General features: G+C 42.7%; 11 protein-coding genes. 3 read left to right on the top strand and 8 right to left on the bottom strand.

Annotated elements, in window-relative coordinates; genetic code table 11:
* Positions 1-17 precede the first annotated feature (17 nt).
* Positions 18-323 (bottom strand): hypothetical protein, encoded by a 306-nt coding sequence (locus tag GVK91_RS24000; RefSeq protein WP_075993880.1) that lies wholly within the window; start codon positions 321-323, stop codon positions 18-20.
* Between the two features lie 222 nt (positions 324-545).
* Between GVK91_RS24000 and GVK91_RS24005 the strand changes: the two genes are divergently transcribed.
* The 3 genes from GVK91_RS24005 to GVK91_RS24015 all read left to right on the top strand — a co-directional run bounded on the left by GVK91_RS24005 (position 546) and on the right by GVK91_RS24015 (position 3,345).
* Positions 546-1,418, top strand: coding sequence for an AraC family transcriptional regulator (locus GVK91_RS24005; RefSeq protein WP_159731663.1), 873 nt, complete (start codon positions 546-548; stop codon positions 1,416-1,418).
* Between the two features lie 135 nt (positions 1,419-1,553).
* Entirely contained in the window at positions 1,554-1,886 is a 333-nt protein-coding gene (locus tag GVK91_RS24010; protein ID WP_159731665.1) for a hypothetical protein, read from the top strand.
* A gap of 493 nt (positions 1,887-2,379) precedes the next feature.
* Positions 2,380-3,345 (top strand): DKNYY domain-containing protein, encoded by a 966-nt coding sequence (locus GVK91_RS24015; protein ID WP_159731667.1) that lies wholly within the window; start codon positions 2,380-2,382, stop codon positions 3,343-3,345.
* A 399-nt stretch (positions 3,346-3,744) separates the two neighbouring features.
* Here GVK91_RS24015 and GVK91_RS24020 read toward each other — a convergent pair whose 3' ends face one another.
* From GVK91_RS24020 to GVK91_RS24050, 7 genes are all read right to left on the bottom strand, one after another.
* A complete protein-coding gene (locus GVK91_RS24020; protein ID WP_159731669.1) occupies positions 3,745-5,208 on the bottom strand; it encodes a polysaccharide lyase 6 family protein in 1,464 nt (487 codons plus the stop codon).
* A 28-nt stretch (positions 5,209-5,236) separates the two neighbouring features.
* A complete protein-coding gene (locus GVK91_RS24025) occupies positions 5,237-6,004 on the bottom strand; it encodes a hypothetical protein (RefSeq protein ID WP_153845186.1) in 768 nt (255 codons plus the stop codon).
* Positions 6,005-6,028: 24 nt separating this feature from the next.
* The gene (locus GVK91_RS24030; protein WP_159731671.1) at positions 6,029-7,591 is read right to left on the bottom strand and encodes a RagB/SusD family nutrient uptake outer membrane protein; all 1,563 of its coding nucleotides are present in this window, start codon (positions 7,589-7,591) and stop codon (positions 6,029-6,031) included.
* Between the two features lie 58 nt (positions 7,592-7,649).
* Entirely contained in the window at positions 7,650-10,748 is a 3,099-nt protein-coding gene (locus tag GVK91_RS24035; RefSeq protein ID WP_159731673.1) for a TonB-dependent receptor, read from the bottom strand.
* 204 nt (positions 10,749-10,952) lie between these two features.
* Complete coding sequence (locus tag GVK91_RS24040) at positions 10,953-13,088, bottom strand: TIM-barrel domain-containing protein (RefSeq protein WP_159731675.1); 2,136 nt, start codon at positions 13,086-13,088, stop codon at positions 10,953-10,955.
* A 6-nt stretch (positions 13,089-13,094) separates the two neighbouring features.
* Positions 13,095-14,234, bottom strand: a complete 1,140-nt coding sequence (locus GVK91_RS24045; RefSeq protein ID WP_235032984.1) for a glycoside hydrolase family 105 protein — start codon at positions 14,232-14,234, stop codon at positions 13,095-13,097.
* A 162-nt stretch (positions 14,235-14,396) separates the two neighbouring features.
* Positions 14,397-15,635: a M57 family metalloprotease gene (locus tag GVK91_RS24050; RefSeq protein WP_159731677.1), complete on the bottom strand. Its 1,239-nt coding sequence runs from the start codon at positions 15,633-15,635 to the stop codon at positions 14,397-14,399.
* Positions 15,636-15,861: the final 226 nt, after the last annotated feature.

The raw sequence follows: 15,861 nt of genomic DNA on the forward strand, positions 1-15,861 counted from the left end.
AAAAAGGTAGGCCTAGCCTACCCTTTTGTCAATGAGTGATGATATTTTAACGTATGATTGAGTGAATGTGCGGTCTGCCGGGCATCGTCCTGATAGGACGATAAATCTTGGCAGGCTCGGATATCTGCTACATCCACCTTGTTTCTTACTTTGCTGATGACCTGATTTAATTCCGATTTCCAGTTGCCTGGATCGCCAAAATCGTCCACCCAATTTTTGTTGATAAACCTTTTATAGTTCAAAAGCAAAATATACAATTCCTCACCACTACCGGCGCGATTGATTGACGTGCGCCAGTTCTCTAATTTTTCTTTAAAACTCATAACCAGCAATATACAAAAAAAATATTACTTTTTCAAATTAAGGAGATTATACAGCCTTTCATTGACCTGAATATGACATGACTCGTATTTTTTTGACCGGTAGCCCTTGCATTTCACGGATGGGGCCTCAATTCCCTGTCAAGCAATATTCAGAAAAACTATTATATTTATTCATTGCGATTTTAACGCTTAGGCGTTTCCTATTGGCTTGAAGACATTATTATGCGTTATTTTGATTTTGACGACAGCAAATACGGCTTTCCCTTAGCGATGGATGCCCATCGGTTCGAGGATAATACCGATCTGATTTTTGAGGCCGGTCCGCACACCATCAACTTTTTTGAGATCATGTTTTTTGAACAGGGAAACGGAGTCGCATATACCAATGAAAAACGCATCGAATTATGCCCAGGCACAATCTTATTCGCTTCACCCAACCAAATTAAGCAATGTGACTTTGATAAAAACGGTGTCAAAGGATTTCATTTAATCTTTAAGCCCGAGTTTTTGGAATCTTTCTTTCAGGATAAAACACTGGTATACAAACTCCCCTATTTTTACAACTATTCGTTTGCACCTTATATTGTCGCGATGGAGGGTGATTTTGAGTTGTTCAAGTCCATGCTCTCCGAAATTGTTTTTGAAATCGGCGCGTTCCGATCCGACAGCCCCAATATGATTCGCGCATTACTTGCCAGTATTTTACTTCGACTGGACCGGCTATTTCGTGCATTTCATCATATAGCCAGCGAAAGCGCGAACAACAATTTGTTCACTCGATTTAAAATGCTCCTGGAAGAGCATGTCAATTCCAACCTGAACTGCAACCAATATGCTAGTTTACTAAAAATACACCGCAATGAGCTGAATAACAAAATCAAAGCCTACACCGGACATAGCCCAATTACCCTCCTCCAACATCGAAAAATACAAGAAATCAAACAGCGGCTGCTATTGGATGAACAGTCTATCGCCCAAATTGCCTTTGAACTTCATTTCAGCGATCCTAATAATCTTTCCAGATTTTTCAAAAAACTGACGGGCTTATCTCCTTCCGCATACAAGCAGAAAATGCAAAATGATAGTTTTTCATAAGCTTGTGATATGTATTCAATGACGCAGCAGGCTACCTTTGCATAGATCGTCATTCCAATCGCGAGGTGAGGATCTCCGTTTTAAGATTCATCAGCTGGTTACCTGTATGTTATCGAGCTACACCCTTGGAAAAATATGCTAAAACTACTGCTACTCTCTTGTTCACTGTATGGGCTGTTTACTACTCCACCTTACCGTATTACGGGTCGGTTAGTTGACCATCAGTATAACCCCGTTGGGTATTTTATTATTGAAACCTATGCGTCCAATAAGGAAAGGGAACCCTTGGCTTTATTAGGTCGGGATACCGTTAGAAATAGCAATGGCGAATTTAAAATACAGGTGGTAAAAAAGGGCAGCTATCTCCTGCGAATAGCCGTTCCGAATTACACCGATTATTCCCTGTTTACCACGATCCAGGATTCCAGCTACTCCTTTCCCGAAATACACTTACAGCCGACCAAATAAGTGCCATCTATGCAACCTTGTATCCAGCCTTTTGCTGTTAGGAAGCTTAGCTTACCCATAGACCCTGTTTTTGCGATCGCATTAGCCTTCTCTAGGGTGATTGGTCGTATTCGCGTAAGGTATGCTAGGGACATACTGGCCCCCTTGCTTGCTTATTCTTTGCCTATTCTGTGCCGATTGGTTGCTATTTAATTACCATTTTAGCAGAGAAACAGCGAAGAAACACCAAAGAAACACCAAAGAAACGGCAAACGAATAGCAAACCATTCTCGAAGCAGATACGAAGAAGACCCGAAGAATAAGCAAAGAAACGGCAAACAAACAGCAGAGGAACAGCAAAGAATCAGCAAACAAACAGCAGACCGATCTCGGAACAAGGGCAAGATAGCGTACAAAAAATTTAATTAATGACTAAACTTTACTCGTATTACCGGGTCTCATTAACAAGAGTACACCATGATCATTTGCTTTCAAATTTAACCCGATGCCCTATATGATGACAAAAGTCCCATTTAAAACCATGCTCGTTCTTCTTTTGTTGACTACTGCCACACAGGCTATTTGTGCAAATATTGCGCAATATAACCGTACTGCCCTTTTCCTTCAGGACCATCTGGGCGATGGTTACAGCAAAATCGGATCACGCGTTTATTATCGCGGTAAAGAAATTCCGAACGCCAATGCCGGTTCATTTCAATTTTTAGGTTCGGGTTATGCAAAGGATACCTGGAAGGTTTATTTTCGAGGAGCAATAATAGCTGATGCAAGTCCATCCACTTTTCAATTCCTGGGAGACGGTTATGCTAGCGATGCCTGGAGGGTTTATTTTAATGGCAAGCCACTGTCAAATGCAACAGCGTCTTCTTTCAAGATACTGGGAAATGGTTACAGCAAAGACCCCTGGAAAGCTTATTATTTAGGCAAGGAAATTAATGGAGCCAATGCTTCAAGCTTTGAAAATCTCGGCCGGGGTTATGCAAAAGATAATTGGTCGAGCTATTATAGGGGTGAAAAGAATGATAAATTTGCAGGTCCTAACACACAGCCCCTTGGCGGTCAATACACCAAGGATAATTGGTCTGTTTTTTACAAAAATCAGAAAGTGGAAGAGGCTTCTGCTTCAACCTTTGAATACCTTGATGATGGCTATGCCAAAGATGCCTGGAATCTTTTTTATCGCGGAGTCAAAGTCGAGGGCGGCAGCCCCAACTCGTTCAAATTAATCGGAAACGGCTATGCAGCAGATCCCTGGGTAGTTTATTATCAGGGGGTAAAAGTTAAGGGTGCCTCGCCATCTACATTTAAAGCGCTTGGAGGAGGTTATGCAAAAGACTCCTGGGCAGTTTTCTATCGGGGCCAGGAGTTAAAGGGAGCCGGTGCTAGCACGTTTGAGTACTTAGACAACGGCTATGCACGGGATGCGTATACGAAATTTTATCGGGGCGAAAAATTGGATTAATTCATTCTATAATAATGTTAATACCGACCATTTTAGCCTTGTATTTAATCTTTTCGATAAGGCCATAGTAGCTCCAGTTACGCAACAGGAATTCATTGAACAATAGCCAATCCACGGAAAGATAGCATAGCTGCAGCAAACGAAGATCAGAGGGTGACCAAGTTCGGTCTTTTTACAGTGCTCGTTCAGTGATTGTTCAGTGCTTGCTCAGTGACGACTGAATAAACAATGACTGATTACTGTCTAAAAGCTGATTGAAAATTGTTTTTAGGTATAATTTGGTAGCAGTATGTTTCCGTTGATCTCAAAATTATATGCGGCAAATACAAGCATTATTTACCGCAAAAAAAGCGGGGAATAAACGATTTATTCCCCGCATAAAATAATGTTTAGTGTCTTTTAAGGATTAATGACCAAACTATTTCCCAGGCCGGTCATAAATACAGGACCTATATTTTGGGCTTTCAGCAGATCGCGGTGTTTTGTATCCAGTTTAGGCGCTCCAGCATCTGCCGCTGCCGCAAAAGGATAATTCCCTACAAAGGCACCCAATACCGGGCTGCTACTCGTTGGCTCATAGATGCCATCTGTTGTTAGCGTATACTGTGGATTAACTCGGGTAAATCCAGCCGGCAGTTGTTGACTTGTCGGTACATCAAAAACGATGTTTCCCTGATACACAAAATTGACCGGTTGATCGGTAAAGGTCAACATGGTAGATTGGGCAGATTGAGAAACCACGTTATTTGCGATATGCCCATCCGTTGGCGGCAATGTCCGGCTATTGCCACCTTTGCCTGAACCTATATCAAATGACTGCTTACACTTGATCATTGTATTGGCAACAACTTTCACGCGTTTTACCTGAAAGTAACCGCTTAAAGGTGAATTTGGTACACCGTCCATAATGGCCAACGCAGCCTTTTGCCCCGTGCCGGCCATATTCTGGAAGTAATTGTTGTAGACAAGATGATCTTCACCTATGATACGAATACCGCCAGCGGCGCTATTGCCATTACCAACAAAATAGTTGCCATAAACGGCAGATCCATTGCCATGCCGCAGACATAGGGTTCCTTGGCTTTCATAGAAATAGTTGTTGCGGATCGTATCGGCCCCCATCTTATTGGATATAATTTCCGTTTCGCCGTTACAGCGCTGAAAAATATTATCTTCAATGGTTGTCAGTGCATTTGTCATCGACCAGTCGCTGGTTCCGACACGGATGGTTTCCCCGCCATTATCCGGTACCGCAGCACGCTCACCAAAGAAGTTGTGATCAATTCGGTGTTTCATTGGTTTACTGGTTCCCCATACGACCATGGTCGGTCCCTGATGGGTCTTTCCTTTTAAATAGCAGTGGTCAATGCGATGGTAGGATCCATTGATGGAAACCCAACGGTAGTCGGTCGTTGCTGCCGGTGGATTATAGTCTACAATCGACGTATTGGTAAGGCGGCAGTTTGAAGAGGAAGAGGTGAAATCCACCACATTTTTTCCTGTCGTATACCCTTCCTGGAATACAAGTCCATCCACAACTAACCATTGTCCCGTGATACTAACAGAAGAAGTACCTTTCATGATAACTGCCCCCCGCTGCTCTGCCATCAATACAATAGGTTGCTGTTTTGTCCCCTGAGCACTGAAGGTTAGTTCCTGATTGGTCCATTGGCCGGACTTCATAATGACCGTGTCTCCGGGCTGTAAGCTCAGTGCCTGAAGATCCGCTGCCGACTGAATGGTGTGGCATTGCACACAGGCAATACTGTTTAAAGTGAGTTTTTCGGCTGGCGATTTCTCACAGCTAGTTCCTACCGCCAATAGCAGCAGAAGTGAAGCAATAACTGAATTCTTTTTGATCATATTTAAATTTGTTTAAAAGGTTCTTTCGTTAAAGTGCTCCCGAAAAAGGATAAACTGTTGTATTGCCCTTGCTTCCAAAGACATGAACCACGCCATTCGTCACAATATACCCCCCGGACCGATTGGTTGTTTTATTGTTAATCTGAATCGGCGCCAAATCGCTGTTATTAACCAGCCGTAACACCATCAGCCCTTCCTGATCAAAACCTTTGCCTTCATTCATGTATCCCAATAAAGAACTTTTGCTGGCAACAGTGTTCGCTGGAAGCATCGTTTTGGCTTTGGTGTTTTCAATAGTTAGCTTATCGAAGTTGTAATTCCCTTGCAGCATGAGATAAAGAAAATAGTTACGGACATCATCTTTATTGTATTCTTCCCATTTTGTTGCCGGCCTCGTAATCGGTTTGCCTGTTCCATCCACTCCGGTCACAATTGGGAAGTCAAAAAACAGGCCTGCTGTCACCTTCTTCGTTTTAGTATCCCAAGTCTTTATGGCTTCGTTATGTAAGAAAATAAAGGTTCTATCGTTTTTCTCAAATTCTTCCAAAGGAATTCCTGCATATTCTAAGCCCTTCCGCATCCATTTGAAAACTGTATCCGTTGGGTTTTCTACCGTCTCATACGATCGGTTCTCCAAAAATTTCCGCGCACTTATCCCAATATTGGGATCTAAAGTTTTATGTTCGTAGTCGTAATCTTTTTGCAGTTCCAAATCGAAAAGTGAACAACTTGTCATTAATAGACTTGCTACGATGATAGCGCTATATGTCCATTTGGTCTTAAACATTCTTTTCATGACTCTCTGATTTAAATTCTTCTATTAATCTGTATATCCGGGATTTTGAACCAATGATTTATTGGAGTTTAAAACATTCCGATGAATAGGCCAATACACTCTGTTTGTTGGATCTAGGAATCCAGGTTTTTCTAAATTACCCGCTTCTTCCTGTCTACGTTTCAAGATTGGATCCATCACGTCCTTCACACGTCCAGTGCGTACCAGATCAAACCACCTCTTACCTTCACCAAAAAGTTCCAAACGACGTTCATCCAAAATTGCCGTTTCCAACTGGTAGCTTGTGGCAATAGTTGCATCATTTGCATCATACTGTGGCAGGCGTGCACGCTTGCGGACAAAGTTTAAATATTTGAGGGCATTGGTTCGGTCCCCGAGGCCATTCAACGCTTCAGCGTATAAGAGATACATGTCACTCAGCCGGTACATGGTCAAATAAACCGGTAGGGCCTGATTTGTCACCGGCCATGGATCCGCTTTGGTTGGATTTGCATCGGTTGGATACCACTTAATAAAGCGATCTCTCTTGTTGCTTGGCAATCCAAAATAGACATCCAATGTTTGCTGAGGTCGAATATCAGGACTTGGCGAGGTTGTCGTTTGTGGCTGAAACCAGGTTGCCCACACTCCTTCATCGACTATGATCTGCTTATTATTGGGAGACCACGACGTTTGCATACAGGCACAGCCATTTTTTAAGTAGTCCCAATGGATACTCCAAATCGTTTCTTTACTGGAAGTTGGATTGACAAAAATAGTTTTCCAGCTTGCGCCATCCTGCAAATTGGTTTCATTGGTTCCGGCATAGCTCACTCCTGTAGGAGACTTTGTCAAAAACAGGCGTGTAATCCATTTTGTTGCATTTTGATAATCCTTTTTCCACATATACACATCAGACATGATCGCGCATATTCCTGCCCCTCCGATTGTCCATAGGGCGTTTTTCGCATCTTTATCGACCAAAGAATAGGCTTTTTCCAGATCTGGAATAATGACCTCATTCAATATCTTATCTTTCGGTTCACGTGCGCTGGCAGCGGGCTGTTGTACATCCTCATAAGGTTCAAGCCATATCGGAGCATCGCCCCATACACGGACGAGATAGAAATAACACATCGCTCGAAGCGCATAACACTGCGCGAGATAATCCTTAAGCATCTCCGGGGTAATACGGCTATCCAATTCCGCTGCCTTTGGAATATACTTGATATTGTTATTGATACGCCCAATGGCGGTATAGAGCCCGCTCCAGTCTGAAAACTGGTTGGTTGGTGTAAGGCTATTTAATACGATCTCGTCTACATAGTCTTTGGTGTAACTAATTGCACGGTCAAAATTATCGGCACGATACTCGCCCCAATACAGGTATTTTTCGAGATAATTGTCTTTGTTGTCCTGATAATTCCCCTTACCGACCATTTCAAGCTGAAAGGCGCTATACATTCCGGCTATTGCGGCCTGCACATCGTATAAGTTTTTATAATGCTGGTCCAGCGCAACTTCGGCCAACGGCTTCTCTTCCAAGAATTTGTTACAGCCCCCCAATGTAGCTGACAGCAGTAACAGTGCTAAGATCTTTGTTTTCATGTCAAAAATATTTTATCTGTCCCATCCTTCAGACGGAACTTACCCTAATCGATAAATGCTAAAAATTGATATTTACGCCAAATCCAAACTCCCGTCTCCTCGGATAACGGCCATCATCCTCTCCCGGTGTCAGCGGATTGTTTGTACTGAATTCGGGATCGTAGCCCCTATAATTGGTCCATGTCAACAGGTTGCTTCCATAAACGAAGACTGTAAGCCCTTTCATTTTTAATCTGTTGATCAACTGCGGATCGAAGGTATAGGCCAACCGCGCACTTGACAGACGAACAAATGTTGCATCTTCGATATAAAGGCTATTCTGGTTTGTTTTTAGATTTCCACGGTTGTTTCTCTCCACATAATTTGGATATTTGGCCACATCGCCGGGTTTGCGCCATACATTATAGACCATATCCGGAGATCCTGCTCCTGTGTTGGTCGGATAATTTTGACGTTGCAGCAGCGCATTGTAAACCTCACCCCCAAATGAACCATTAAAGAGTACATTTAGGGTAAATCGTTTGTATCTAAAAGTCTGCATAAAACCAAAGTAGAAATTTGGTGTCGCATTGCCGAGAATCATACGGTCTTCGTCATTGATCAAACTATCTTTCTTATTGTTAAGCCATTCAGCATCTCCACCTTTCAGTTTACCATCGGGTGCATATAGCTGATGTACTGTACCCTGGTAATCACTACCATTGAAGGTATAGACTGCTTTTCCATCACGATACATCGGTTTGCCCTGATCGTCAAGTACAAGTGTCAATTTCTCCCAATTGTCATTGTAGGCATTAGACTCGTCCCAGGCATAAACCCCTAAATTGCGCCAGCCATAGAAATTTCCGATACGGCCGCCTTCTTCCGCGTACCATTTATTGCCCGGGAAAAATGGAATGCCATCTGCCAGCTTCACGATCTTACCGCGTTCAAAAGAAATATTACCATTCACTTCCCAGCTGAAATCAGGTGTTACGATTGGTTTTCCACTAATTACAAACTCCATTCCGCGGTTGCGAATTGTTCCAAGGTTGACATTCACCTTTGCATATCCGGTCTCCTTAGCAAGCTCCCGTGGATACAGTAGATCGGTGGTGGTCTTGACATAGTAATCTGCCGTAAATCCTAATCGGCCATTTAAGAAAGTCAGGTCTAAGCCCACATTGTTCTGGGTGGTTGTTTCCCATTTGATCCGATTATTTCCAAATGTACTTGTCAATGCAGCTCCGCCGACACCATTATAAGACCCGCCAAAGGCTACTTTTGTATACGATTCATAATCGCCTACTTTATCATTTCCAAGCTGTCCAATGCTGTATCTTAATTTAGCATCTACCAATGCCGGCTTCGCCCATTTCATGAAATTCTCGTCCGAAAAGCGCCAAGCAGCAGATGCTGAGAGAAAGTTTCCCCATTTATTTGTCGCGCCGAACCGCGATGAACCATCCCTTCTGTAGGATCCCTGAACGAGATAACGTCCTTTGTAATTGTAGCCAATCCGGCTAAAAACAGAGGCAGAAGCGTTGGCCGTTGCTGTGGTATAGGTTTTTGACGGCGTGAGGTAATCTGGAAAAGTCACCAGAACTTCCTCATTGACGCTATTCATATATTCAGAATGAAAACGATCATAGCGTCTGCGATCCGAGCTGAATCCCAATAAGGCCGTGACATTATGGTCCTGTGCAAAAGTCTTATTATAATTCAGGTAGGATTGAAACTCCCAAGTGAACGTTTTATTAAACTCGTTTGTTCCGCTATTCTGATCCTTGTTTGCCGATAAAAACCGTGGTGAGAATTGGGTATTCTGTAAATTGTCCAACCGCACATTAAACAAGGTCGTAAATTTCAGGTCGTCTCGAATTTGATAATCCAACTGATTGTTAAATTGCCCGGAATAGGTTTCATCCATATTTTTTTCAAACAAGGCGTTGGCGACAGGATTCCGCTTCGAACCGATGTAGCTTGTTAAAGAGCCATCAGGATAGTAAATCAAGGAATATGCCGGACGGTCCATCACGACGCGAATCGTATTGCCGATTGGAATCGTATTGCCTTTTTGCCAGGAAAAAGAAATGTTGTTGGAATACCTCAATTTGGATGAAAACTGATATTCAACATTGATACGTGACTGTAAACGCTTGGCGTAACTATTCAAGATGATCGATTTATCATCCAGGTAATTCAAACTGCTGTAGTAACGGAGATTTTTCTGACCACCGGAAACGCTCATCTTGATTTCCTTCTTTTGAGCAAGGTTTCCCAACAAGATTCTTTGTAAATCGTTGTCGGAATTGAAACTTGGGTTGATGGAATCCGTATTGGTATTGAGGCCTTGAATATACCGGAAAGCCCTTACTTCAGCAGAGTTACTTACCGGGATATAATGAGCTAGACGGCCGAAAAGATGATTGTAATTGACATTAACCATGGGTCTTCCCTCTGATCCGCGCTTGGTTGTGATGAGGATTACGCCATTGGCTGCACGCGATCCATAAATAGATGCAGAAGCAGCATCTTTGAGGACCTCGATATTCTCGATATCTGTTGGATTTATGGTGGCACCATCGGGGTTAATTACTCCATCGACCAGGTATAAAGGACCATTTCCCCCATTCAACGTGGAGGTACCCCGCACCTGAATAGAGCCTGTCGCCCCAGGTGCTCCACCACCGTCATTGACAATAAGGACTCCGGCAGCCTGCCCCTGTAAGGCATCGAAAAGGTTAATGGGCTGACGTTCTTCTATTTTCTTTGCGTTGACGGAAGAGATAGCGCCCGTAAGGTCACGTTTCTTTGCAACACCACCATAACCCGTAACAACAATTTCATCCAGCGCATTGTCACTATCTTCCAACGTCACATCTAGTTGCCGCTGGTTACCGACAGCGCGCTCCTGCTCTTTCATGCCTACTTGACTAAAGACAACGGTACTGGATGATACAACATCGAGCTGATACTTCCCCGTGGCATCTGTACTTGTCCCCTGACTTTTCCCTTTGATACGAACAGTGACTCCCTGCAGTGCCTCTCCTTTTTTGTTGGTCACCTTTCCTGAAAGCCGAATGTTTTGTTGGGCAAAGACCGGTAAGCCTATACTCCCCAAGGCTAGAAATAGGAAGAGTACAAAGCACCCCATTTTTGTGATACTTTTTATCATAATAAATCAGTTTTTATGGCGATTGTCTATCATGAGAAGATGATCGATAACCCGGCCATGCATTTAATAAATTGGTTATTTTTTATAATCAGTTACCTCAAATATCAGTCAATCTGCGAGGTTAAACAGTGTATTTTTTGGTCTTTTTAGCGGTAAAAAATGGTTTTTAGGGGCTTAAAACATAGATTATTGTTCGAAACAATATCAATGCCCCATAAATTCAAACTTTACTGTACCTATCGTATTCGGTTTATTTTTGGCTGGTGCCGAGATATCGCCTTCCAGTTTCCCGGACGCATTTCTTTTCAGGACTACCCTACGCCAAGAATAGGCCCCTTTCTCATAATCGAAACTCAGACCATCATCGTCATACAGGTTATACATCCCCTCCTTCTCCCCATAATGCCGGATAACCAGGTTTACTTTTTCTCCTGCTGCAGGCGCATGAAGCCGCGCTGTCGTCATTGGAATGATGCCACCATCTTTTACATAGACGGGTATCCGATCGTCTTCGGGTTTGGCAACGATTTCCTCGCCATTACCGACATAACGGCCCGAATAGAAATCGTACCAGTTACCCTTAGGCAAAAGCACCTTTCTAGTAGACTCGCCTGTAAATAAAGGCGCCACCAACAGATATTCACCACACATGTACTGATCTTTTACCTCCTTGTTTACCGCTTCCAGATAAGGATTGGTTTCCAGATCCTGATTGCTCAGGCTCGCTTTTGTTTGCCCCTGAAATCCCTCTTCTAAGACCATGGCCCGAAAAGGAGGTGTTCCTTCAAAATGATATTTTGCAAATTCAGAATAGAGATAAGGCATCAATTCCATCCGCAACTGCGCATAGTACTTCACTTTTTCGGCCACTTCAGGAAAAGACCAGGGTTTTGTTCCACTCGACCAAGCATTGATCATGGCCATTGGTGAGAATACAACAGTCTGGAAACGGCGCAACCACTCCTCGCCTGTTTTGGAGCCCCTTACCTCCGGTGTCCACAGTACGCCGCAAAACCCGCTATTGACCAGTGCGGTGATGAAGTCCTGATGACTATAATAGTCGTTATAGATCACGTAGGGCATGTTGTTGGCTCCAGCGTTGGATGCACGCACAAGTCCAAACGTCCGTTTGTTGTGCTGGCGGTATAGACTGTCGGTCAATTTTTGTGCAAGTACACCATAGGTTTGCCGCATTTGTATCCCACTGATGCCTGAGGGAAATTTCGCCATGTCCGGCCAAAGGTAGTAGTCGTAACCATCGACTTCATCAATCTTATATCCGCTGATGCCGATATCGATCTGCGAACGGCTCAGTTGGCCTGCAAGGATGCGTTTTGCGTCTGGATGATTCAGATCAGGAACAGTTCCATTCCACACCGTATGCGAGCCGGTAAAAGGTTCAATAGTTTTACTGATAGGAGATTCTGGAGAGATATAAGGGTTTGTCCATAGGTTTAGGCGCACACCTTTATCGGCCAGTTTCTTTATCAAGGCTGCCGGGTTTGGAAAACGTCCCTTATCCCATTCAAATGAGCAAGGGTAAGCCTTGGACTGCCAGCCGGGTTCGAGACCAATAAAATTAAGCGGGAAGCCATGTTCCTCAAATTCCGCCACCTCCTTGATCACCTCATCAGCCGTATAAAGCTTTTGTACACGTTGCGTAAAACCAAGCCCCCATTTCGGCGGCAGGGCACCACCACCACAAAAGAGGTTATAGCGTTTTATGGCATCGAGCGGATTGATGCCTGCAAATACATAAACTTCCGCTCCTTCTGTAGGTACATATACTTCCACCGCATCGGAGTAAGGCCGGGAGTTCCAGCTTTTATCGGTATTGCGATCTTTTACCTCTGCAGGAACTTTAGCATCTTTCCGTACGCCTGTTCCCACATAATACGTTAAATATTGTGCTGAGTTAACCAATACACCATATCCTCTGGAAGAGACGTAGAACGGAACAGGTGCATGGGTGCGCCCATTATCTTTGCCACCGTAATGGTCGACATGCAGATTAAGAATCTTCCCTCGCTGATGTACCGTCTGAAAATTAAGTCCCAATCCGTAGATCTGTTCGTTTTTTTGCAGTGGGAACCGCAGGTATGTTTTACCATCGATCAGTTCGGCATGCACCTCCATCTTGGGTAAAGGAAAATCGACAGACTGCAAGCGTTCGAGGGTCGCAGCTTGAGGTGTGGCCCCTGCTGCAGATAGCAGCGTATAATTATCGGGTTTGCCAAATGTTCCTTTCCAAACACCGGGGTATTGTTCCTGCCAACGAATAGGTTGTGCCGATGCTGCTGTCGCCAACAAAAGCAGCAAAATTATCCATAATCTCATCATAGCTGGTTATTTTTTTAATAAAGCGTACACACACCAAAGTATGGGCGCCTGGCCGTGCATATCCCCTGTTTTCTGTTTTCGATCGAGGTAGTACTGGTAATCATTTTTTCGGTTGGTACCTTCACAGACGTTGCTGATATCGCCGTCTTTGTTGATGTAGCCCGTCAAAGCAATCCATGCCTTGCGTGCGATCGGCGTATATTCCTTAGCATCGAGCCATCCCTGTCTTATGCCCATAATAATGGCATAAGTGAACATGGCGGAACCCGAAGTTTCTACCCAGGATTCAGGTTTATCAATCAATTGCCCCCAAAGGCCGTCCGGACGCTGATACTTCTTTAGGCTTGTGATCATTTTGCGGTAAGCAGCCAATATTTTGGGTCTATTGGGGTTATCTTTCTTTAATGAAGATAGCAATTCGCTCATTCCCGCGGCCATCCAGCCATTCCCGCGTCCCCAAAAGAAAGGCGCATCCGGTGCATGATAAAAAAGACCATTTTCTTTTTGAATAGTATCGAGATAGACCACCATTTCATGGGCGGCACGATCAATATAGTGCTGATCTCCCGTTACCTGAAAGGCTTTTGATTGAATCATGGTAATCATATACATATCGTCAATCCAGTAGCGGGTCTGCCAGGTAAGTCCTTTATCGAGAAATTTCTGATAACCGTCTTTTACAACCTGAGGGGAGTCAATCGGAATGGACCATTGTGCATTTGCAAAACGCATTCCCATGGTATAGCATTTCTTGTTTTTCGTTTGCAAATAGATTTCCAGCGGAACCGTTCCAAAGACGGAAAAGTCCACATGCCAAGGTCGCGGAACAAGGTGTTTTTCCGTGTCAAACAAAGGCATAAAGCGTTGTGTCAATTGCGTCAATAAGGTCTTATTGTTGCTCACTTCGGCATACTTCAATGCTCCATACCAGGCACAGACTTCGGGATAAGTAATGTTTTTTGGTGGAGCTGGCGGTTTAAAACTGTTATGCGGACTTGCCACAAAACGTTGAGCCACGAGATCACCTATTAATCTGGGGTCAGCCTGCGCCGGCCAATTAACCAGGTCTGTGCTTTGCGCAAATGCACAAAGAGACATGCAGACGCCAATACCCAGGAGTATGGACATACAGAACTGCTTCATCATCAGTTGGGTTTATAATTAAGTTATAACCAAATATCAGCAAGCCAGTCTGTATTAAGGGGGTAGTTTTTGTTCGTTTAGGTGGAAAGATCGATTAGTATAATGGAAAAGGTCAAGATTATCTCTTAACCTTTTCTGTTATATATTATGTTATAATGACATATACTATCTCATTAAATATAAGTCATAGTCAGGATATACAATTACCTGATATTCATCTTGAGATACAGTCGTTCCCCATTCTAATACAGAAGTATTGGTATATGTTCCAAAAACATAAGATTGAACTCCCGTAGGAATGTTTATATTTAATTGCTGAACAAGCGAATTATTATGAAAAAGAGCTCCCCGAAGTATAAATGGAGAAGTAGGGTAATATGGGATTGTTCCGGCTTGATCTTTGTAAAATTTCGCTTCATATTTAACGTCATAATCATTATAATCGCAACAAGAACTATAGGAAGATCTATCTTCCAAAATAATAGTGCTTAAAGCTACATAGAAAGACGGGACTTTTAGCGGATAAATTGTTTTCAATGCTAAAATATCATTTTGAGTAAAGGGTTTATCTAAGCCATCACTACAAGCTAACATAAAGGAATTTGTCTCGCCATCCGTGGGAGTTCCAGGTATATGCACTGCTCCTTCCGCTCCACTCCCTTCATTAGAAGGTGTAGGTCGTACACCACAACTAAACACGCGATTCATATAGTCCGTATGTCTCAGCCCAATACAATGACCAATTTCATGGGCCAATGTTGAAGCAATATCATACCTTATTGTATTATTATTATAGTAGTTGGTATTGACTAAAATACTATTATACGGGGCTCCTGATGATTGTGGAAATCCAGCTTTCATAAGGTACTTTTTCGGTGTGCTATTGTCCGCCGGGGTAATTCTTATTGAGGCAACATTTGCATTTTGAACCCGAATAAATTTTAGCGCAATGTCTAGATTGTTATAACGAGTGATAGCCTGATCTAATCCATTTCCAAGAACGTTATTTAATGAGGGATCTAAATAGAGAGAAATTGTTTTTGTGTAAGAACTGTGATCAATGAAACTAACAATATTTGTAGTACGATATTGTGATTTTTTACCTCCACCTGCTTTTGCAGAATTCAGTGAAGCATAAGTACTCAAATCATGTAACTTCACGACTTCAAGTAATTTTCTATTTGAATGATAATCGATATCCTCTTTAGAGAGAAAAATATCATTTTCAACTATAAAACCACCATCATCCTCATAAAAACCCTGCGATAAATCGAAACCCAGTGCTTTAAGTTTTTCAATATAAACATCATTTTGTGATATTTCAATCGAAGTAACATCAGCCTTATTACATGAATGTAATAGCAGAAAGATCCATACTAATGGAATGCATAAAATTCTTTTCATAAAATATAGTCAATTAATTATACACTAATATAATAAAACCAAGAAAACCATCAGTAAACAAGTCGTTAATTAATCAAAAACACCTTTCTATTTATGAAAAAAAAAGAAAAAAACTAAACTTAGGTATAACTGAATGGTCTACGGAATTTTTTATTCAAGTAAAATGGATTGCGATACTCTCTAAAATACTGTCTATTATTAAATAAAAAAGCCGATCAAATCGATC

It is taken from the genome of Sphingobacterium sp. 18053 (genome assembly GCF_902706145.1).
GTDB lineage: Bacteria > Bacteroidota > Bacteroidia > Sphingobacteriales > Sphingobacteriaceae > Sphingobacterium > Sphingobacterium paramultivorum.

What these genes read in the sequence shown, in the direction of transcription:
- GVK91_RS24000 (WP_075993880.1), bottom strand. Translation starts at nt 323, where the DNA reads ATGAGTTTTAAAGAAAAATTAGAGAACTGGCGCACGTCAATCAATCGC.
- GVK91_RS24005 (WP_159731663.1), top strand. Translation starts at nt 546, where the DNA reads ATGCGTTATTTTGATTTTGACGACAGCAAATACGGCTTTCCCTTAGCG.
- GVK91_RS24010 (WP_159731665.1), top strand. Translation starts at nt 1,554, where the DNA reads ATGCTAAAACTACTGCTACTCTCTTGTTCACTGTATGGGCTGTTTACT.
- GVK91_RS24015 (WP_159731667.1), top strand. Translation starts at nt 2,380, where the DNA reads ATGATGACAAAAGTCCCATTTAAAACCATGCTCGTTCTTCTTTTGTTG.
- GVK91_RS24020 (WP_159731669.1), bottom strand. Translation starts at nt 5,208, where the DNA reads ATGATCAAAAAGAATTCAGTTATTGCTTCACTTCTGCTGCTATTGGCG.
- GVK91_RS24025 (WP_153845186.1), bottom strand. Translation starts at nt 6,004, where the DNA reads ATGAAAAGAATGTTTAAGACCAAATGGACATATAGCGCTATCATCGTA.
- GVK91_RS24030 (WP_159731671.1), bottom strand. Translation starts at nt 7,591, where the DNA reads ATGAAAACAAAGATCTTAGCACTGTTACTGCTGTCAGCTACATTGGGG.
- GVK91_RS24035 (WP_159731673.1), bottom strand. Translation starts at nt 10,748, where the DNA reads ATGATAAAAAGTATCACAAAAATGGGGTGCTTTGTACTCTTCCTATTT.
- GVK91_RS24040 (WP_159731675.1), bottom strand. Translation starts at nt 13,088, where the DNA reads ATGATGAGATTATGGATAATTTTGCTGCTTTTGTTGGCGACAGCAGCA.
- GVK91_RS24045 (WP_235032984.1), bottom strand. Translation starts at nt 14,234, where the DNA reads ATGATGAAGCAGTTCTGTATGTCCATACTCCTGGGTATTGGCGTCTGC.
- GVK91_RS24050 (WP_159731677.1), bottom strand. Translation starts at nt 15,635, where the DNA reads ATGAAAAGAATTTTATGCATTCCATTAGTATGGATCTTTCTGCTATTA.